This is a genomic window from Bradyrhizobium sp. USDA 3311, from assembly GCF_054062495.1.
On record NZ_JBSSFI010000001.1, the window covers coordinates 1,631,017 to 1,650,962 of the forward strand.

The 19,946-nt window shown below is 66.3% G+C and carries 19 protein-coding genes; 9 read left to right on the forward strand and 10 right to left on the reverse strand.

The features are described 5' to 3' along the window. Nucleotides 1–356: 356 nt before the first annotated feature. Nucleotides 357–1,124: a Crp/Fnr family transcriptional regulator gene (locus tag ACVWW6_RS07735; RefSeq protein WP_051000234.1), complete on the reverse strand. Its 768-nt coding sequence runs from the start codon at nt 1,122–1,124 to the stop codon at nt 357–359. Nucleotides 1,125–1,310: 186 nt separating this feature from the next. On the opposite strand from ACVWW6_RS07735, the gene ACVWW6_RS07740 reads away from it, so the two are divergent. After that, a complete protein-coding gene (locus tag ACVWW6_RS07740; RefSeq protein ID WP_171901168.1) occupies nt 1,311–1,694 on the forward strand; it encodes a response regulator in 384 nt (127 codons plus the stop codon). 23 nt (nt 1,695–1,717) lie between these two features. On the opposite strand, the gene ACVWW6_RS07745 is transcribed toward ACVWW6_RS07740, so the two are convergent. Together ACVWW6_RS07745 and ACVWW6_RS07750 are read right to left on the reverse strand one after the other, a co-directional pair. Then, entirely contained in the window at nt 1,718–3,259 is a 1,542-nt protein-coding gene (locus ACVWW6_RS07745; protein ID WP_456680467.1) for an alkaline phosphatase D family protein, read from the reverse strand. Nucleotides 3,260–3,425: 166 nt separating this feature from the next. Beyond that, complete coding sequence (locus ACVWW6_RS07750; protein WP_060909678.1) at nt 3,426–4,871, reverse strand: TAXI family TRAP transporter solute-binding subunit; 1,446 nt, start codon at nt 4,869–4,871, stop codon at nt 3,426–3,428. A gap of 151 nt (nt 4,872–5,022) precedes the next feature. On the opposite strand from ACVWW6_RS07750, the gene ACVWW6_RS07755 reads away from it, so the two are divergent. Continuing rightward, nucleotides 5,023–5,325, forward strand: coding sequence for a 4a-hydroxytetrahydrobiopterin dehydratase (locus ACVWW6_RS07755; RefSeq protein ID WP_456680468.1), 303 nt, complete (start codon nt 5,023–5,025; stop codon nt 5,323–5,325). A gap of 96 nt (nt 5,326–5,421) precedes the next feature. Continuing rightward, entirely contained in the window at nt 5,422–5,805 is a 384-nt protein-coding gene (locus tag ACVWW6_RS07760) for a YkvA family protein (RefSeq protein ID WP_456680469.1), read from the forward strand. 69 nt (nt 5,806–5,874) lie between these two features. On the opposite strand, the gene ACVWW6_RS07765 is transcribed toward ACVWW6_RS07760, so the two are convergent. The 3 genes from ACVWW6_RS07765 to ACVWW6_RS07775 all read right to left on the reverse strand — a co-directional run bounded on the left by ACVWW6_RS07765 (nt 5,875) and on the right by ACVWW6_RS07775 (nt 9,381). After that, nucleotides 5,875–7,035, reverse strand: coding sequence for a TAXI family TRAP transporter solute-binding subunit (locus ACVWW6_RS07765; protein WP_011083361.1), 1,161 nt, complete (start codon nt 7,033–7,035; stop codon nt 5,875–5,877). A gap of 18 nt (nt 7,036–7,053) precedes the next feature. Continuing rightward, a complete protein-coding gene (locus ACVWW6_RS07770) occupies nt 7,054–7,776 on the reverse strand; it encodes a hypothetical protein (RefSeq protein ID WP_456680470.1) in 723 nt (240 codons plus the stop codon). A gap of 630 nt (nt 7,777–8,406) precedes the next feature. Then, on the reverse strand, nt 8,407–9,381 hold the full coding sequence (locus ACVWW6_RS07775; protein WP_028174923.1) for an NADPH:quinone oxidoreductase family protein: 975 nt from the start codon (nt 9,379–9,381) through the stop codon (nt 8,407–8,409). 241 nt (nt 9,382–9,622) lie between these two features. Here ACVWW6_RS07775 and ACVWW6_RS07780 point away from each other — a divergent pair, with 241 nt between their 5' ends. From ACVWW6_RS07780 to argG, 6 genes are all read left to right on the forward strand, one after another. Continuing rightward, nucleotides 9,623–10,462 (forward strand): SDR family oxidoreductase, encoded by an 840-nt coding sequence (locus ACVWW6_RS07780; protein ID WP_456680471.1) that lies wholly within the window; start codon nt 9,623–9,625, stop codon nt 10,460–10,462. 116 nt (nt 10,463–10,578) lie between these two features. Continuing rightward, nucleotides 10,579–11,241 (forward strand): invasion associated locus B family protein, encoded by a 663-nt coding sequence (locus ACVWW6_RS07785; protein ID WP_011083357.1) that lies wholly within the window; start codon nt 10,579–10,581, stop codon nt 11,239–11,241. Between the two features lie 165 nt (nt 11,242–11,406). Beyond that, nucleotides 11,407–12,609, forward strand: a complete 1,203-nt coding sequence (rlmN, locus tag ACVWW6_RS07790) for a 23S rRNA (adenine(2503)-C(2))-methyltransferase RlmN (RefSeq protein ID WP_456680472.1) — start codon at nt 11,407–11,409, stop codon at nt 12,607–12,609. 166 nt (nt 12,610–12,775) lie between these two features. After that, a complete protein-coding gene (locus tag ACVWW6_RS07795; RefSeq protein ID WP_161532749.1) occupies nt 12,776–13,270 on the forward strand; it encodes a hypothetical protein in 495 nt (164 codons plus the stop codon). Nucleotides 13,271–13,426: 156 nt separating this feature from the next. Then, nucleotides 13,427–14,203, forward strand: coding sequence for a phosphatase PAP2 family protein (locus ACVWW6_RS07800; protein ID WP_404524905.1), 777 nt, complete (start codon nt 13,427–13,429; stop codon nt 14,201–14,203). Between the two features lie 94 nt (nt 14,204–14,297). Next, nucleotides 14,298–15,635, forward strand: a complete 1,338-nt coding sequence (gene argG, locus ACVWW6_RS07805; RefSeq protein WP_028174919.1) for an argininosuccinate synthase — start codon at nt 14,298–14,300, stop codon at nt 15,633–15,635. Between the two features lie 191 nt (nt 15,636–15,826). Here argG and ACVWW6_RS07810 read toward each other — a convergent pair whose 3' ends face one another. The 4 genes from ACVWW6_RS07810 to ACVWW6_RS07825 form a co-directional block, all read right to left on the reverse strand. After that, entirely contained in the window at nt 15,827–18,037 is a 2,211-nt protein-coding gene (locus ACVWW6_RS07810; RefSeq protein WP_456680473.1) for an OmpA family protein, read from the reverse strand. 186 nt (nt 18,038–18,223) lie between these two features. Next, nucleotides 18,224–18,466, reverse strand: coding sequence for a hypothetical protein (locus tag ACVWW6_RS07815; RefSeq protein ID WP_162494189.1), 243 nt, complete (start codon nt 18,464–18,466; stop codon nt 18,224–18,226). An 83-nt stretch (nt 18,467–18,549) separates the two neighbouring features. Beyond that, nucleotides 18,550–18,936, reverse strand: coding sequence for a VOC family protein (locus ACVWW6_RS07820; protein ID WP_011083350.1), 387 nt, complete (start codon nt 18,934–18,936; stop codon nt 18,550–18,552). Between the two features lie 24 nt (nt 18,937–18,960). Continuing rightward, a complete protein-coding gene (locus ACVWW6_RS07825) occupies nt 18,961–19,785 on the reverse strand; it encodes an FkbM family methyltransferase (protein ID WP_038965090.1) in 825 nt (274 codons plus the stop codon). Nucleotides 19,786–19,946 lie beyond the last annotated feature (161 nt).

Genomic DNA, 19,946 nt, shown 5'->3' on the forward strand with positions numbered 1-19,946 from the left:
AGCACGGCGGACGTGCGGTGTCGCACGTCGGCATCCTTTCATGGAGCGCAGGGCTATCGCATGTGGTGTGCACGATGCGGCGGCACCGGCGCTCGGCTCCCTCTCCCGCTTGCGGGGGAGGGCTGGGGTGGGGTGTCTCCGCGTCGGGATTGCCTGGGATTGCGGAGGACGTCCCTGCGTGGTGAGAGCCCTCACCCGCCGCGCTCGGGACGATGCTTCGCATCGCCCGGGGCGCGTCGGCCTCTCCCGCAAGCGGGAGAGGCGAAGCAAGCCCGCGGACAATCCTCGTGAAATCCACATGCGATTGCTCTGCATGGAGCGGGAGGTCAGGGGGATCGGGAGCGCGCCGGAGAGGGTCAGCCCGTGCTGCTCGCCTCCTCCGTCGGGTAGACGCCGCGCAGCACTTCCTCGAAATGGTTCTTCACCGCCTCGTTGCAGAGGCAGGCGCGCAGGCGCAGGCGGTCGCGGTCGCGGACCAGGATCGAGCCGCGCCGCGTGTCGAGGATGCCGTCGGCCCTGAACGACTGGAGCACGCGGCTCGCATAGCTGCGCCCCACCCCGAGCAGCGTCGCAAGCTGCTCATGCGTCAGCGGCACGCTGCTCTCGTCGCCGGTGCGCTCCATCGCCGCCAGGATCCATTTCGCCGTGCGCTGCTCGATCGAGTGGATGGCGTTGCAGGCGGTGGACTGGAAGATCTGCGCTAGCATGCAATCGGCGTAGCGGGCGAAGATGTTGCGCAGCGTGGGCGAGCGCAGCTTGGCCGCCTCCAATTTGCCGACGTGGATGCGCGCAAACGGCCCGCCGAATTTCACGCAGATGCGGGTGTAGGCCGGCAGAAATCCCTCGCTGACGATGCCGCCGACCGCGCCTTCGCGGCCGACCAGGATGGTCTCGACGTCGCGGCCGTCTTCGTTGGGAACGAGAAAGGTCGCAAGCGACGGCCCGCACGGAAAGTGCACGACCTGGACATCGTCGCCGGGACTGTAGAGCAGCTCGTTGGCCGCGGCATCGTCAACGATGACGTGTGGCGCGAGCAGCGCATAGTCGGCCGGACTCAAGCGTCGCAGCAGATTGTTGGCCGGCCGGCTGCCGACCTCCGTCGCCTTCCCGATACGCGCGTCCATCGTAAATCCCTGCTCTCCTTTCAGCACGAGCGAGTCTCGATCGCTGGCCGTGTGCACAAGTGGACAGACGTCAAAACTGTTCTGTGGTGAGTTTCGTTCCGGGAACCCTCCGATGCGCTGGGCGCAGGCGTCGGAATGCGGCTGTCCTTGATCGGTAAGAACATGCAGCCCTCGATAGCCAGGATCATGATACCTGCTTCCCCGGACGGTTCGTCCGACGTCCCCGCCGATGTCCTGATCGTCGAGGACGATCCGATCATCGCGATCGACTTCGAGGACCGCCTGCTCGGATTTGGCGTGACGAGCGTGCGCACCGTGGGTTCGGTGGCGCAGGCGCTGGCCGCGATCGCGGCGCGCGCGCCCGACTTCGCGCTGCTCGACGTCGAGCTCAGCCGCGAGAACAGCTTTGCCGTCGCCGAGCGGCTGGCGGCCCTGAAGATTCCCTTCGTCTTCGTCACCGGCTATGGCGCCGAGACACGGATCGCTTCGGATTTCGTCAACCGGCCGCGTTTGCAAAAGCCGTGCTCGAGCGATGCGCTCGAGGCCGCGCTACGGTCGCGCGGCTCATGACGCTCCGCTCTGGCTGAAGCGACTCAAGCGAGCTTCGGATCCAGCGTCGTCGACCACAGCGCGACGTCGGTGCGGTCGCGCAGGGTCACCGTCATCTGGCCGGAGGCGCCGTCGATCTTGACGTGACCGAAGAACTGCATGCCGGCCGACGGCGGCAGGTTCTGGCTGTCCTTGCCCGGCGCCTTGACGAAGCGCACCTCAGGCCCAAACGTGTTGTCGAGCGCGTTCGGACCGAAGGTGCCTGCGTGCAGCGGGCCGGAGACGAATTCCCAGAACGGCTCGAAATCCTGGAATTGCGCCTTGTTCGGGTCGTAGTAATGCGCGGCGGCGTAATGTACGTCCGCGGTCAGCCACACCGTGTTGCTGATCGGCGCAATCTTGATGAAGCGCAGGATGTCGGCGATCTCGAACTCGCGGCCACGCACCGGGCCGTCGCCCTGAGCGATCGCTTCCGATCCGCCCTTCGGCGTGTCCGAGACGACGAGGCTGAGCGGCATGTCGGAGGCGATCACCTTCCAGGTCGCACGCGAGTTGAGGAGGCCGCGCTTGAGCCAGGCGATCTGGTCCGGGCCGAGGAAATAGCTGGCGGGGCCGTATGCGGTTTCGAGATTGGCGCCGTTGGGGCCGCGATAGCTGCGCTCGTCGAGCACGAACACGTCGAGATGCGGGCCGTAGGAGATCTGCCGATAGACGCGGCCCGGCTCATTGATGCTCTCGCGCATCGGATACATCTCGTGGAAGGCGCGGCCCGCGCGCGCTGCGAGCAGCGCGATGTCGCGCACCTTGTAGGTCGCCGGGAGCTCCTTTGACAGCGACCAGTTGTTGGTCACCTCGTGGTCGTCCCATTGCACGAAGATCGGCACTTCGGCATTGAAGGCGCGGAGGTTCGCGTCGGTGAGATTGTATTTGTGCGCGGCGCGGTACTCGTCCAGCGTCTCGGCCACCTTGGCCTTCTCGGGAATGGTGACGTTCTTCCAGGTCTTGCCGTCGGCGAGCTTCACCTCGGATTCGATCGGGCCGTCGGCATAGATCGTGTCGCCCGAGTGCAGGAAGAAATCCGGACGATGCTTGCGCATCGCCGAGAAGGTGAACATGCCGCCGTCATCGGGATTGATGCCCCAGCCCTGTCCGGCGACGTCGCCGCCCCAGACGAAGCTGACGTCGCGGCGGTCGGCCGGCGCGGTGCGGAAGCGGCCGACCACCGGCTCGCCCTCGATCGCGCCGTGCGAGAGATCGCGGAAGCGGACGCGATAGAAGATGTCCTGCCCGCCCGGCAGATTTTCGATCAGCATCTTCGCGGTGAAGTCGCTCTCGGGCAGCGCCGCGATCGGCGGCAGCGCGCGCGCGTCCTTGAACGACTCCGTCGTCGCCACCTCGACCAGCATCTGCGAGGGGCGATCGGCGCGCGCCCAGACCACGCCGCCGTCGACCGTGACGTCGCCCGACTGCACGCCATGGGTGACCGCCGGCCGGTCGGCCGCGCGCGACAGATAGGGCATTGCGATTGCGCCAAGCGCACCGGTGCTGGTGGCGAGGAAATGGCGGCGGGAGAATTTGATGTTCATGGTGGATTCGCTGGTTGTCTTAGGCGCATCTGGCGCTGTCATTCCGGGACGGTCCGAAGGACCGGACCCGGAATCTCGAGATTCCGGATTCGCGCTTCGCGCGCTCCGGAATGACGGTAAAGTCTATATTGAGACAATGTGACGCAGCGATTACGCGCGCAACCGTTTACGCGTTGCCGGCGGCCCGGAATTGCGCGCCGGCGCGCGGTGGGTTTTGCGGCATGCTGAACAGCACGGCCTTGCGGTCGGCAATCGCGGCGTGGAACTGGTCGAGCACGATGTTGAACGCGGTGAGCGCACCTTCCTCGATCGCCCCGTGGTCGTAGCAGTGCAGCGTGTCACGCAGGATCTCGTCGGCCTCGGTCTGCATCTGGTCGAGCTCGTCCATGGTCTCGCTCTTGCGCGCCGCCGCGATCATGTCGAGGAGGCGATCGCGCAGATGGCTGTTGTTGTCGCGCTCGTCCTTCTTCAGATAGCCCGCAAACCACGCGCCGATCGAACCCATGGCGGAGAGCGCCATCAGGGTCCACCAGATGTAATCGCTGTATCTGTCGAGGAAGGTCTTTTCCTCGCCGTCGACGAAGGCCGCGGCACCGGGATGCACGGGGATCACGGCATCCTTGTCGGTGTCGGGCGTTTCGATCTTGGCGGCGAGCGGGAATTCCGTCACCAGTTGCTGGCGCACGGCGAAGAGCTGACGCGTGAACGCCGCGATGGTGGTTTCGGACACGCCTTTGCGCGCCACGATGTGGTGCGCGAAGCTGATGGTCTTGACTTCGTCCTCCGGTCGGTCAGGCGAGCCGCCATAGGTGCCGGCGGGAATCTCCGCCGCTTCATAGACCGGATGATTCTGCGCGATCGCATCCGCCGAATCGATCGCGAGGAAAGTCGGCGCGCCGAAATCCTTGGTGGAGGCGGCGATCGCATCCGACGTGATCTTGCTGTTGACGGGGCCGGCCGCGAGATAGGCATCGGCCTTCTGGGCCTTGATTGCCTCGGCGGCCTCATTGGCCGGGAATTGTATGATCTCGACCTTGGCGGGATCGACGCCGTATTGCTGGAGGATCACCTTGAGCAGGTTGACGTTGGCCTGCGTGCGGCCGACCACGCCGACGCGATGGCCGGCGAGCTGCGCGATCTTGGTGATCTTGGCACCCTTCTTCTTGCCCTTGCCGGGGACGGACCACAGCACCACGACGTTCTTGCGCAGGGTCGCGACCGCTTGCGCGTTCTTCGGCACGTCGACATCGCCGCGTACGATGGCAAGATCGACCTTGCCCTCCGCAAGCGCTTCGGCGCTGGCCGTGGCGCCGTCGGTCTGGATCGGACGTAGCCGCACATAGCTCTTGTTTTGCGAGAAGGCCTGCGTCAGCGCCTGCACGACCTTGATGTCGTCGCTATTGGGGGGACCGACCGCGATCTTCAGCGCCACCGGCCGCATCGCGAAATAATAGCCGCCGGCAAGCGCGCCGACGATTGCGAGCACCAGCGCCAGAGACACGAGCGCCGTCTTCCGCGCCGCTGATCGCGGCGAAGGCGGAGAGGGCGTTTCGGCCAGGTCCAATCCCCCGGTCATCGATCTCCCGAACAGGCGCTTGAGGCTCAGTTTCATCTTCGCCGGCGATTTACGCCCGCAATTGTAGCAAATTTCTTGTCCGGCGGGGTTACATCTCCGTCATGGTTAGCGGATGGGGCATATCCCGCGTGAACCCGGGCGTAAGCACGGTGTTAGGGTAAAGTTCCCCTGAAGCACGGAGACGATCATGGCAGAACGGCTGACGACGGAGGCGCGCAAGCAGGCGCTGGGCGGAATCCCTGACTGGACCGAGGTTTCGGGCCGCGACGCCATCGGGAAAACCTTTGTCTTCGAGGATTTCAACGAAGCCTTCGGCTTCATGACCCGTGCAGCGCTGGTTGCCGAGAAGATGGATCATCACCCCGAATGGCGCAATGTCTACAAGACCGTGGAGGTGGTGCTGTCGACCCATGACGCCGGCGGCGTCACAGCGCTCGACATCGAGCTCGCCAGGGCGATGAACGCCATCGCCAAGCTTACACCGGGCTGACGTCTTGCAGCGACCGGCTGCATCCCCATCTTGTGATTGTGATCAGCAGGGGATGCGGCGATCCGCCGCTCCGGGCTGAACGGGGAGTTTTGGAGCATGGCTGCCGAACACAGCGTCGGCTTCGAGCCGGCCGATCGGCTCGCGGAAGATCGTGAAAGCGTTCGCCGCCGCTTCTGGCGCAAGCTGAAGCGCGTCGCCGCGCATCTGCCGTTCGCCGAAGACCTGCTCGCCGCCTACTACTGCGCGTTCGACCGGCAGACGCCGCGCCATGTCCAGGCGTCGCTGCTGGGGGCGATCGCCTATTTCATCCTGCCGTTCGATTTCGTCCCCGACGTGATGCCGATCCTCGGCTTCACCGACGACGCCGCCGTGCTCGCCACCGCCATCCGCATGGTCGCCAGCCACATCACGACGGAGCACCGCGAAGCCGCCCGCGCCGCGCTGAAGCGGGGCGTGGACGAGGCGAAGGCCGGAGAGTAGTTGCTGGCAACGCCTCGTCGCCACATCCTCCGTGTCGTCCTGGCTTTCGCCAGGACGACGCCGAGAGAGCTACTTCTTCTCCGCCTGCGCCCGCGCCTTCTCCGCATCCCACGCCTGGAATTGCTTGAACAAGGTCTCCTTGTCCGCGTCGGACACCTGTGCGGCCGCGGGGCTCTGCTTCAGGAACGCCTCGAAGCGCTGGCGCGTCACCGGCTCGACGCCGTGCTTGTCGAGCCATTGCTGCGCCACCGGCAGCCTGCTCCAGCCTGACAGGGGTGCGGCGAGCGAGACCTCCTTCCACTTGGGGTGGAAGGGTGGGTTCTGGAGCGAGGGGAATTTCGTGAAGAACGCGTCCACGAACAGTGCGAGCTTGCGATAACGCTCGGTGTTGGGCGCCCAGTTGTAGGCCGCGAGCACCGCAGGCACGGCGATCGTGTCCACGCTCTCGCCCTCCTTGATCAGGTTCGGATAGTCCTTCGCGGTCAGCGTCGCCGGCAGATAGTCGCTCTGGAGCGGCTTTGCATAGTCGACCTTCGCGAGATGGAAGCGGCCGTCATTGCCGAAGGTCGAGACCGATTTGTAAGGCTTGCCGCCGACCACGATCACGGCGTCGATCTCGCCGGCCTTCAGCTTTTCCATCGCGATGCGCTGCTCGACATAGACGAAGTTCGCCTTGATCCCGAGCCGTTCGAACACGGTGAGCGCGGTGACGAAGGTGCCGCCATTGGGCAGGTCGACGCTGACCTTCTTGCCCTCGAGGTCCTTCAGCGTTGCGATCGACCGCGGCGCGATCACCTGCATCTCTTCATTGTAGAGCTTGGTGACATACGTGAACTGCTTCTTGATGTCCTTGGCAAAGCCCTTGCGCTCGAGATAGTCGAGCGTGTCGGCCCGCACGACGCCGAGATCGACGCCTTGCAGGAACAGGATGTCGGCGACGCTCTGCACCGAGCCGCGGCCGACGATCGGCAGCACGCGGATCTTGTTGCCGTCGTCGAGCACGGAGGCGAGGTCGGCGCCGAACTGCACATAGGTGCCGCCGATCGTGCCTGTTATCAGCGTGACGGTGTTGGCGTTGAGCGCCTGCTTGGTCGAGGTCGAGCCGAACTGGAAGATGGCCTTCAGACTGTCCGAGACCTTGGCCGGATCGTATTCGGTCTGATCGGCGCGCGCTGCGAAGGCACAGATGGTCATGATGGCGGCAAGCGCCATTCCCAAAACGTTACGCATGATGTCCCCTGAAGAGTTCTAGTTCGAGAGCTGGGTGAGCCGCCGTCGCGCCTCTGCCGATCCGAGGCTGGCGGCCCGCTGGTACCAGTCGCGTGCGGCGCCGGCGTCGGCGGTGATGCTCCGCGTGTCCTTGGTGCCCAGGACGGCTGGATCGTAGGTCTGCGCCAGCAGGAACGCCGCCGTCGCATCCTGCGCATTCGCCGCGCGCTCGAGCAGCAGACGCGCCGCGGCGATGTCGCCGATGGTCATCAGGCTCTTGGCGCGCGCCATCAAGCCGGCCAACGTGTCGGCGTCGAGGCTCTTGGCTGGCGGCGGTGGCGCGGGCTGTGCGGCGACTTGTGTCGGTACGGGCGCGGGTGCCTGAGCCTGTAGCGCGCTCTGATAGGCGGTTGCGATCGCCTCGCGGCTCGGCGTCGCCGGTGCAGCAACGTCCTGTGCGTCTCCGCTCGCCAGCATCGTGTTGGTCACACGCGCGGCATCCTCGACCGGACCCTGCCGTGCGGCGGGCGGATTGGCGGGAGCCGCGGCCTCGTTCGCGGCCGCGCCGATCCACGACGCGCCGTTGACGGTGAGCAGCCGGTTGATGTCGGACCAAAACAGCGCAATCGGGACCGCGATGACCGACGCGGCCAGGACGGCAGCGAGAATGCGCCGGACGATTCTGGTCCTGGTGCGCACGGCCAATGGCGCGAATTCCCGTGGATCCGGCGCGCTGAGCGGATCGGACAAGAACAGTGGCATAGGATCGTGCGATGAAGGATCGGTCCGTTCAGCGCGCGCACGAATGTAAGATGCGGTGGACGAATGTGATGCCGCTTGTTCGGAGTCGAGCGCTCTCGACCCCCAGGACGGACGGAATGCCGTCGTCTCCATGGTGATGCTTCCCCCAATACTGACACAACGCGGGGCAGTGCCGGTTTTAGTTTTCTTGTTTTTGTCCAGGAGCGCCCTGCAGACTGGAACCGGTAAATCGCAATTTGAATCAGCCCAAAAAGCGACAACGGTTGGGGCGAATCGGGAAAAATTTAGGTTTGATTCGGGCGGCGCGGCGGAGTGCACCGCAATTTTGGCGATGGTGGTTGAGAAGGCGCTACCGTGCGGCGGCATCGGCGCTGGGCTCCCTCTCCCGCTTGCGGGGGAGGGCTGGGGTGGGGTGTCTCCGCGTCGGGATTGCCAGGGATTGCGGAGAACGTCCCTGCGTGGCGAGAGCCCTCACCCGCCGCGCTCGGGACGATGCTTCGCATCGCCCGGGGCGCGTCGGCCTTTCCCGCAAGCGGGAGAGGCGGAGCAAGCCCGCGGACAATCCTCGTGAAATTCACATGCGATGACAGGTGTGTGCGTAGCGACGGCGTCGCGCCGTCGCCTGCACCGTCACGGATGCAAGATCACCTTGCCCATGGCCTGGCGTCCCGCGAGCACCTTCAGCGCGTCCGCGGTCTGTGCCAGCGGGAAGGTGCGATCGACGTGCGATGAGATCTTGCCTTCCGCGGTCCACTTCACGAGCTTCTCGAGATTGGCGCGGTTCTTGGCGGGATTGAGCCGGGTCCAGGCGCCCCAGAACACGCCGCGGATGTCGCAGCCTTTCAGTAGCGCGAGGTTCAGCGGCATCTTCGGAATGTCGCCGGCGGCAAAGCCGATCACGAGGAAGCGGCCTTCCCAGGCGATCGAGCGCAGTGCCTGCTCGGCATAGGCGCCGCCAACCGGATCGAAGATGATGTCGACGCCCTTGCCGCCGGTGAGCTTGCGCAGGCCTTCCTTCAAATCTTCCTTGCCGTAGTTCAGCGTGAGCTCGGCACCATGGGCTTTCGCGAATTCGAGCTTCTCGTCCGACGAGGCGCAGGCGATCACCTTCAGGCCCATCAGCTTGCCGAGCTCGCAGGCGGCGAGGCCCGTGCCGCCGGCCGCGCCGAGCACCGCGAGCGTCTCACCGGGCTTGGGGCTGGCGCGATCTTCCAGCGCATGCAGCGCGGTGCCATAGATGATGATGATGCCGGCCGCGCGGTCATAGTCGAGATTGTCAGGGATCTTCACGATCGACGCCGCCGGCAGCGCGATCTTCTCGCGCGCGCCGTTGTGGCCGCAGGAGGCGACCACGCGATCGCCGACCTTCAGGTCGGTCACGCCGGGGCCGATGCTCTCGATTACGCCCGCGACTTCGGCGGCCGGCGAGAACGGGAACGGCGGCTTGATCTGGTACTTGCCCTGGATCATCAGGATGTCGAAGAAGTTCAGCGCCGCCGCCTTGATCGCGATCACGGCCTCGCCGGGACCTGCCACCGGATCCGGCACCTCGGCGAGCACGAGATCGTCGGGCTGGCAATATTGCGTGCAGAGAATGGCTTTCATGGCGACACCTTCTTGAGAAGCGAAGTCTTGGGCGTTTCGAGGTGGAATTATAGTTGGCCCGTTTCTGCCGGATTTAGCGCGGCCCTACAATCCGGATTCTTTGTCTAAGGGAGCGCGCAGGCCTATCCTTGCGTCATTGCGAGCGCAGCGAAGCAATCCAGAATCCGTCCCGCGGAAATTGTCTGGATTGCTTCGCTGCGCTCGCAATGACGGAACAAGAAGGAAATGAAGGATTCAAACGATGTTTGAAACGGGTCTGCTGAGGGGCAAGCGCATTCTCGTTACCGGTGGCGGCTCGGGTCTCGGCGCCGCGATGGGGCGACGTTTCCTCGCGCTCGGCGCCGAGCTCGTGATCTGCGGCCGCAAGTTCGACCGGCTTGAAACGACTGCAGCCGAGATGCGCGCGCAGAGCGGCGGCAAGGTCACCACGATCGCCTGCGATATCCGCGACGGCGCCGCCGTCGAGAGCATGATGGACGCGATCTGGCGCGAGGCGCCGCTCGACATTCTCGTCAACAATGCCGCGGCGACCTTCATTGCCCAGAGCGAGCATCTGTCCTTCCGCGCCGCGGATGCGATCCTGGCGCCGACGCTGCATGGCGCGATGTATTGCACGCTCGCCGCCGGCAAACGCTGGATCGACGGCAAGCATGCCGGCGTCGTGCTCTCGATCCTCTCGACCTCGACCATCACCGGCCGCGCCTTCACCGTGCCGTCGGCGATGGCGAAGTCGGCGCTGCTGGCGATGACCAAAAGCCTTGCAGTGGAGTGGGGTCCGAAGGGCATCCGTACCGTCGCGATCGCGCCAGGTCCGTTCCCGACCGCCGGCGCATCGGGGCAGCTCCGCCTCGAAGGCCGCGACGACGGCTGGACCGCGCGCAACCCGCTCGGCCGGACCGGGGACCACAGCGAGCTTGCCGATCTCGCCAGCTTCCTGGTCTCCGATCGCGCCGGCTACATCAACGGCGAGATGGTGGTGATTGACGGCGGCGCGCATTTGCGCAGTTCCGGCGCCGAAGACCTGCTTGGCTGGACCGACGCGCAATGGGCCGACCAGCGTGCCGCGCGATCCCGGGGTTAGCTGTTGCCAACCCGCTAACTGCCTTCCCAAATTGAACTTTCCCGGTTATCCCTGCCGCGGGGACAAAGCGCGGCCGGGCCATCTTCCAGTCACAATATTGAGGGAACCACTCCAGCATGTGGCGGGTGCTATTTTTGGCTTTGACGGCCGGCGTGACGGCGTGGGGAATCACTGATTCCGCGCGGGCTCAGACGGCGCAACCGGCGCCCAAGTCCGCACCCAAAGAGGCCGCACCGAAAGCGGCTGCGCCGGCGGCCAATACGACCGCAAAGACGGCAGCGAAGCCCGAGAGCAAGCCGGCGGGCCCGGCTGCGGCGGTTGCGGGCGGCGCGGAGCCGACCCTGATCGGCCAGTTCGGCACCTGGGGCGCCTATTCGGCCACGCCCAACGGCAAGAAGGTCTGCTTTGCGCTGGCCAAACCGTCGTCGTCGAAGACCAATCCGCCGAACCGGCCGCGTGATCCCGCCTATGCCTTCGTCTCGACCCGGCCGGCCGAGAAGGTGAACAACGAAGTCTCCGTCATGATCGGCTACGCGCTGAAGCCGGGATCGGAATCCTCGGTCGAGGTCGGCGGCGCCGCCTTCGCCATGTACACGCAGGGCGACGGCCTCTGGATCAAGAACGCGGCCGAGGAGGAGCGGATGGTCGAAGCCATGCGCAAATCCGCCGATCTCGTGGTCAAGGGCATCTCGGCCAAGGGGACGGAGACGACCGACACGTTTTCGCTGAAGGGCCTCGCCCAGGCGCTCGACAAGATCGCCCAGGACTGCCGGCGTTAAGGCTGCGGGCGATAAGGTCGCAATCGGCGGTTCCGGTTGCTATATAGGGGCGGTTCCAAGTTTTTCCGTCATTCCGGGGCGCGCGAAGCGCGAACCCGGAATCTCGAGGTTCCAGGTCTGGTCCTTCGGACCATCCCGGAACGACCAAGCCATTAGGTCCATTCCATGCAACCGACGACCGAGCCGCACAACGCAACATTGGTGGAGAAGACTCCGCTCGAAACCTATGTGCCGCCGGCCAAGCCGTCGCTCATCGGCCTGACGCGCACCGAGCTTGCCGACCGCCTCGGCGAGATCGGCGTCGCACCCGCGCAGCGCAAGATGCGCGTGCAGCAGCTGTGGCACTGGATGTATTTCCGTGGCGCCCAGAATTTCGACGAGATGACGTCGATCTCGAAAGGCATTCGCGCCGAGCTCGCGCAGCATTTCACCGTTGACCGGCCCGAAGTCGTGGCCGAGCAGATATCCAACGACGGCACCCGCAAATGGCTGCTGCGTCTGCCGAGCGGCGACAATGTCGAGAAGGCGCATGAAGTCGAGTGCGTCTACATCCCCGAGACCGATCGCGGCACGCTCTGCGTCTCCTCCCAGGTCGGCTGCACCCTGAATTGCTCGTTCTGCCACACCGGCACGCAGCGCCTGGTGCGCAACCTCACCGCCGGCGAGATCGTGGGGCAGGTGATGGTCGCACGCGATCGCCTCAACGATTGGGCCGATCGCGAGGACGGCACGCGCCGCGTCACCAACATCGTGATGATGGGCATGGGCGAGCCGCTCTACAATTTCGACGCGGTGCGTGATGCGCTGCTCATCGTCGGCGACAACGAAGGCATCGGCATCTCCCGCCGCCGCATCACGCTGTCGACTTCGGGCGTTGTGCCGAACATCGTGCGCGCGGGCGAGGAGATCGGTGTGATGCTCGCGATCTCGCTGCACGCCGTGCGCGACGAATTGCGCAACGAGCTGGTGCCGCTCAACCGCAAATATCCGATCAAGGAGCTGCTGCAGGCCTGCCGTGACTATCCCGGCGCCTCGAACGCGCGCCGCATCACCTTCGAATATGTGATGCTCAAGGGCGTCAACGATTCGCTCGACGATGCGAAGCTGCTGGTGAAGCTGCTCAAGGGCATTCACGCCAAGATCAACCTGATCCCGTTCAATCCCTGGCCCGGCACCGCCTATGAATGCTCGGACTGGGACCAGATCGAGAAATTCTCCGAATACATCTTCGACGCCGGCTATTCCTCGCCGGTGCGCACCCCGCGCGGCCGCGACATCCTCGCCGCCTGCGGCCAGCTCAAGTCGGAGACCGAAAAGCTCTCGGCCCGCGAACGCCAGACGCTGCGCGCCATGGCGATGACGGATTGAGGATGCGTGCCTCGTGCACTCTCGTCATGCCTGGGCTTGATCCGACCATCTGCGTTTATGAGCCGTCATTCCGGGGCGCGCGTAGCGCGAACCCGGAATCTCGAGATTCCGGATTCGGTGCTGCGCACCGCTCCGGAATGACGATGACACTCAACAGGGCCATCAGATGTCCCTGATCGGCCGCCTCGTCGTCATCTTCATCGGCTTTCTCGCCGCCTGCTTCGTCGGCGGCATGATCGTCGTCGTCGCGCTGCTGTTTCCGGAATTCGCCGATCTCGGCGCAGGCCCCGTCGATGAAGGCGCGATCGACATCCTGCTCGGATTCGGTTTCATCTTCGTCTCCGGCTTTGCGCTGGTGCCGGCGGCGGTGATCGTCGCGATCACTGAAGCGCTCTACATCCGCAGCGCACTGGCCTACGCCGTCGGCGGCGGCGTTGTGGGGCTCGCCTGCTACCTCGGCCTCGTTCCCTTTCACTCCGACACGTTGCAGTTCGAAGGCGTCGTGCGGCGTCACCTCGAGATCATGACCGGCGCCGGCATCGTGGCCGGCGTGGTCTACTGGCTGATCGCCGGCCGCAACGCCGGCGCCTGGCGCAATCCGCCACCCCCGCGCAAGCCGCCCCCGCCGCTGCCGTCGCAGTCGAGGCCCGATGCGCGGTGACTGGCGCTGTCATTCCGGGATGGTCCGAAGGACCAGACCTCAGGTGCGCAATTGCGCACCGGGGAATCTCGAGATTCCGGGTTCGGCTCTGCGAGCCGCCCCGGAATGACGGTGAAAGGGTTTTCATCCCCTCCCCACTCCGCTAAACCGCGCGGCATGAACCGGACTGGACTCATCATCGCCCTGGCGCTGTGGCTCGTGATCGGCGTCGTTTTCGGCCTCTATCCCGAACTCGATCTCAAGCTCGCCGCGCTGTTCTTCGATCCTGAGACGAAGACGTTTCCGCTCAAATCGAGCGGCTGGGCCGGCGTCGCGCGTGATGCGGCGATGTGGATCGCCTGGGCGTTCGTGCTGCCCTCGCTGGTGGCGCTTGTGGTCAAGATGATCCGGCCCGATCGGCCGCTGATGGTGTCGGGGCGCGCGATCGTGTTCCTGCTGGTGACGATCATCCTGTCGGCCGGAATCCTCACCAACCTCACCTTCAAGACCTATTGGGGCCGGCCGCGCCCGGTGGTGGTGACGCAGTTTGCCGGCGACCAGCAGTTCGTGCCGTGGTGGGATCCGCGCGGCGGCTGCGTGCGCAACTGCTCGTTCTTCTCGGGCGAGGGCGCGACTGCGTTCTGGACGCTGGCGCCGGCTGCGCTGGCGCCGCCGGCGTGGCGCCCGCTCGCCTATGCCGGCGCGGTCGTCTTCGGCCTTGTGACCAGCGGGCTCCGCATGGCCTTCGGCGGGCACTTCTTCACCGACGTGTCGATCGCCGGCCTCGTCACCTTCGTCGTGATCTGGTTCGCCTACGCGATGATTTACCGCTGGCCGCGGACGCGGTTTTCGGACCAGGCGGTCGACGCCGCCCTGACCCGGCTGAACATGCCCGCCTACCGGCTCCGCCAGCGCCTGTTCGGCCGCAAGACGGGCGCCGAACCGTCGGTTTGAGCCATTAAATGCGTGCCGAGGCGTGCGAAATTTGATATTCGCGCGGTCAAGTTCGCCCCGAAATCAGACCCTTTGAGACCCGATTGGAAGCCCCATGACCACGATCCTGAAAAGCCTGCCCAAGGGCGAGAAAGTCGGCATCGCGTTTTCGGGCGGGCTCGACACCAGCGCGGCGCTGCTCTGGATGAAGCAGAAGGGCGCGCGCTGCTACGCCTATACCGCCAATCTCGGCCAGCCCGATGAAGCCGACTACAACGAGATCCCGCGCAAGGCGCAGGAATTCGGTGCCGAGAAGGCCGTGCTGGTCGATTGCCGCACGCAGCTCGTCCACGAAGGCATCGCCGCGATCCAGTCCGGCGCCTTCCACATCTCGACCGGCGGCATCACCTATTTCAACACCACCCCGCTCGGCCGTGCCGTCACCGGCACGATGCTGGTCGCGGCGATGAAGGAGGACGGCGTCAACATCTGGGGCGACGGTTCGACCTTCAAGGGCAACGACATCGAGCGTTTCTATCGCTACGGCCTGCTCACCAATCCGAGCCTGCGCATCTACAAGCCCTGGCTCGACCAGCAGTTCATCGACGAGCTCGGCGGCCGCGCCGAGATGTCAGCGTTCATGACTGCCCAGGGTTTCGCGTACAAGATGAGCGCCGAGAAGGCGTACTCGACCGACAGCAACCTGCTCGGCGCCACGCATGAAGCCAAGGATCTCGAGAGCCTCGACAGCGGCATCAAGATCGTCAACCCGATCATGGGCGTGCCGTTCTGGCGCGAGGACTGCAGCGTCAAGGCCGAGAAGGTCGTGGTGCGTTTCGAGGAAGGCCAGCCCACCGCGCTGAACGGCCAGACCTTCACCGATCCCGTCGCGCTGTTCCTCGAAGCCAATGCGATCGGCGGCCGCCACGGCCTCGGCATGAGCGACCAGATCGAGAACCGCATCATCGAGGCGAAGAGCCGCGGCATCTACGAGGCGCCCGGCATGGCGCTCTTGCACATCGCCTATGAGCGTCTCGTCACCGGCATCCACAACGAGGACACCATCGAGCAGTACCGCATCAGCGGCATGCGTCTCGGCCGCCTGCTCTATCAGGGCCGCTGGTTCGATTCGCAGGCCCTGATGCTGCGCGAGACCGCGCAGCGCTGGGTCGCGCGAGCCGTCACCGGCGAGGTGACGCTCGAGCTGCGCCGCGGCAACGATTATTCGATTTTGAACACGGAAAGCCCGAACCTCACCTATGCGCCGGAGCGGCTCAGCATGGAGAAGGTCGAGGACGCGGCGTTCACGCCGGCCGATCGCATCGGTCAGCTCACCATGCGCAACCTCGACATCGCCGACACGCGCACCAAGCTGAAGCTCTATACGGACACCGGCCTGCTTTCAGGCAGCGAAGGCTCGCAGATCTTCCGGCTGGAGAACGACAAGGGCTGAGATTTTCGTAGCCGTAGGGTGGGCGAAGCGAAGCGTGCCCACCATCCTTCCACGTCCGAGATAGTGGTGGGCACGGCGCTCGCGCGCCTTTGCCCACCCTACGATTGCGCGATGTGCCGCAACGTCGCGCGCAACCACGAAAACAAAAATGGCCGGGATTTCTCCCGGCCATTTTGCGTTTGTGCGTGCCGTTACCGCGGCGGCGCGGTGCCGGGCGGGGGCGGTGGCAGCGAGGCCTGACCGCCGTTGAGCAGCGGCGTGATGTTGCGGACGGTGACGCGCCGGTTGATCGCGCTCGGCCCCTGCGTCTGCTCCTTCAGGTACTGCTCGCCATAGCCCTGCGACGTCAGGTTCTCCGCAGGCACACCGAACTGCTGGGTCAGCAATTCGGCCGCGGACTGCGCGCGGCGGTCCGACAGCGACAGATTGTCGACCTCGTTGCCGACCGCGTCGGTATGTCCCTCGATCAGGAACACCACGCGCGGGTTGGCCTGGATCGCACGGTTGAGGCCGTCGGCGATCACTTGCAGCTTCGCCGCCTGATCCGGTGGGATCGTCCACGAACCCGTCTCGAAGGTGATCGTGTTGACGTCGATGCTCGGCATCTGCATGCGAATATTCGGGCTGTAGCGGATCTCGTCGAGCGTGTAGCGCCGATTGATCCGCTGCACCGGCGGTGCCTCCATGGTCTGGTAGATCACGTCCGGCGACGCCTCCTCCGCGTCGACGATGTAGCGATCGTAGGGAATGTTCACGACCGGCGGCGGCGCGTCGACATAGAAGCCGCCGACCGACTGCGGATCGCGGTAGCTGTTGTCGATGATGATGAGCTCGCGCCCGCCGGGGTCCCTGCGAATTCGCCGCAGCAACCGACCGTCGGGAGCGACCACGGTGATGATCTCGCTGCCGTCGGGACGGATCACGACGGTGCGAGTATCGCCGCCGACGGTGTCGGTGCGGATGTCGCGGGCGCCATAGCGGAAGCGATAGAGATCGTTGCCGCGGACGTAGGCCTGCCCGCCGGGATCGCGGATGATGATGCGATCCGGCTCGGTGTAGACGGTGCGGCCGCCTTCGATGGACTCGCGTCGCTGGTTGTGCAGGTCGGCGATGGTCGCACCGATCACGGCGCCGGCCACGACGCCCGCACCGATCGCGAGCGGCGTCAGGTCACGCTGCGGCGGACGCGGCGGAGGTGGCAGCGGTGCGACGACTGTCGGCGCGGCCTGGAAGGCAGGCGTAACCGTCGGCGGAGCGAATTGCGCCCTGTTGGGTGGCGGCGTTGCGGCCGCCGAGCCCGGGACTGTGCTCGGCGCTGCGGCACCGGCAGGAGCCGCGGGCCGGGCCGGGAGGCCGCCGGCCTGGGGCGTCGCAGCCGGAGTTCCGGCAGCAGGCGCGCCGGCGGGCGGCGTTCCACCCTGAGGTCCTGGCGTCGGTCCCGCACCGGGACGTCCGGGCGGCGGCGTCAGAGCGCCGCCGGGGGCCGGCGTTGCCGTCGGAGCCGGGGTCGCCGTGCCGGGCGCGGGCGTCGGTGCAGGACCCGGACGTCCGGATGGCGGCGTCGCGGTGCCGCCGGGTGCCGGCGTGGTCGTTGGAGCGGGCGGTGATCCTGCAGCCGGGGGCGAACCGGGCCGTACGCCGGGCGGCGGTGCACCGGGGCGTCCGGCCGGCGGAGCGCCGGGCGTGCTGCCCGGAGCCGGCGTCGCGGTCGGCGCAGGTGTTGCTGTCGGTGCGGGTGTCGGCGTCGGAGCGGGAGTGGCTGCCGGCGCAGGCGAGCCGGGGCGGGCCGTCGGCGCTGCGGGCGGAGGAGCCGCGGGCGTCGCCGTGGGCGCAGGCGTGGGCCGCGCCGCGGGGCCTGCAGGAGGCGGCGGCGGAGGTGTCGGAGTCGGACGTGCCGCGGGAGGAGGCGGAGGCGGCGGCGCGTGCTGTGGAGCTGCGGCGGGCGGCGGCGCGGGTGGCGTGGGCGCCGGACGTGCTGCGGGCGGAGCCGGAGGCGGCGGTGTCGGGGCGTGCTGCTGCGGGGCCGCGGCCGGAGGCGGCGAAGGCTGCTTCGGAGCGGCAGGCGGCGGTGGCGGGGGCGGCGGAGCCGGACGTGCCGCAGGCGGAGGCGGAGGCGGAGGCGCCGCGGGGCGCGGCGGCGCGGCGGCCGGCGGAGGCGCAGCGGGCGGGTGCGGCGGCGCAGCGGCGGGCGGCGGAGCGGCCGGGCGCGCGGGCGCAGCAGGCGGCGCAGCCCCTGGCGGTCCCTTTGGCGGCTGCTTCGGTTTTCCGTCAGGGCCCGTCTCTTGAGGCTGGGCCTGCGCGACCACGAGCGGCGAAGCGCCTTGCGCATGCGATGCGGTGTTTGCCAATTGCATCGCGGTCAGAGCCGTGGTGGCAAGCAGCACGAAACGAAGATTGGTCATAGTGGTGAACTTCCCCGGAAGGTTCTTTGACGAAGTGGTGGGATGAACAGCTACGCGTTAGGCCGCATTGTGGCGAGCAAAGCGGGCGCGGCCCGATTTATTTCTGCACGCAAATCACCTCATTATGCCGACGTTCATTGCGCATTCAGGCGTGGGTTGCAATCGCCTCACATGCGATGGTTCGCCTCATATGTGATCCCGCCGCGGAGTTGCGTCCGTCGCAGGACCGGGAGTGAGCGGCCCGTTCGGCCCGCGCGTTGGAATCTCTTCAGGCATGCGGCCCGGCAATTCGTCGGGCCGCGGTGATTCGCCGGGCTCGTGCACCGGCGGCGTGATTTCGGGCTGAGGATTGCCCGGCGGAATTCCAGGCGGCGGCTCGGTGGGAGTCCCCGGTGTTGCCGGTGGAATCTCGGGCGGTTCGATCGGCATCGGCATCATCGAGTTCGGTTGTCCAGAGGACAACAACGGCGATGCCGCGCCGATGTTCCTTGCCGCGTCGTCGCGGGGCGCGCCTATTCGGGCGCGTGACAGACGGCTTCGATGTTATGGCCGTCGGGGTCCCGCACGAAGGCGCCGTAATAGTTCGGATGATAGTGCGGACGGATGCCGGGCGGTCCGTTGTCGCGACCACCGGCCGCGATTGCCGCCTTGTAGAAGGCGTCGACCGTGGCGCGGTCCTTTGCCGCGATCGCGACATGCACCGGCTTGTTCATGGCGCCTTCGCCGCCAATCCAGAAATCCGGCTTGCCGTCGGCACCGAAGCCGGCGGCCGGATCGTGGCCGGTCTGCTCCGCCGTGACCTCCATGATGAGGCTGTAGCCGAGCGGCGCCAGCGCCTTGGCATAGAACGCTTTCGCGCGCTCATAGTCGGAGACGGAGAAACCCAAATGGTCGATCATCGCAACCTCCGTTGTTCGCCCCTGTCAGCGTGACAGGAACGTATTGCTTCGTGTCTTGCGTGCGATCGCAAAGCCGCGCGCGACCATGTCGGCAATACAATCCTGCTGCCATTCCTTTTGTGACAGATGCTCGATCACCACCGCGCGTGGCCACAGCGCTTGCGGCGCGTCGCGGAAGAAGCCGGTCAGCACGCGGTCCTCGAAGCCTTCGACGTCGATCTTGAGCGCGTCGACCTGCGTGACGCCGGCCTCGTCGAGAATGCGCATCAAGCGCAGCGACGGGACCTTGATCGCATCGGCGCTGGCCGTGCCGGTGACGACGTGGGTGGCACCGAGATTGCCGCCGCCGCTCTCGATCATCAGCTCGCCGTCGCTGTCGCCTGCTGCGGCCTGCACCAGGCGGACCTGCGTCGCTTTCGAGGCGGCGTGGTTGAAGGAGAGACGTCCGAAGGTCAGCGGATGCGGCTCGATCGCGATCACCTTGCCTGCGGGCCCGACCTGCCGCGCCATCACCAGGGCAAACGTGCCGACATTGGCGCCGACGTCCACGAACACGCCGCCCGCCGGGGTATGCTGGCGCAGGAAGTCGAGCTCGTCGAGATTGTAGTCGGGGTTGAACAGCGCGCCGCGCTCGGTCGCGCTGCCCTGGTGGTAGAAGCGGAACGAGGCGCCCTGATACTGCACGTCGACCGGACCGCCGCGCAGCAGATTGACCAGCCGCGACAGCCAGGGCCGGAACGCGCCGCGCTTCAGCCCCGATTGCGTCGCGAGGCGAATGATCGCGGCCTGCGCCGCATTCGGCGCAAACGTGCCGAACGGCGCGGACGAAGGGGCGTTGTCGGTCGTCAAGCAGGTGGTCCTCGTTGCAAGCGGCGCATGCATAGCCGGTTTTGCCGGGGACTCCAACGCTCGATCACCGGTGTCGTCCCGGGGCGCGAAGCGAGCCCGGGACCCGTAACCCCAGGGAGGAGTCGTGACGCCAAACTCCCACTCCGAGTCTTCGCCAAGTC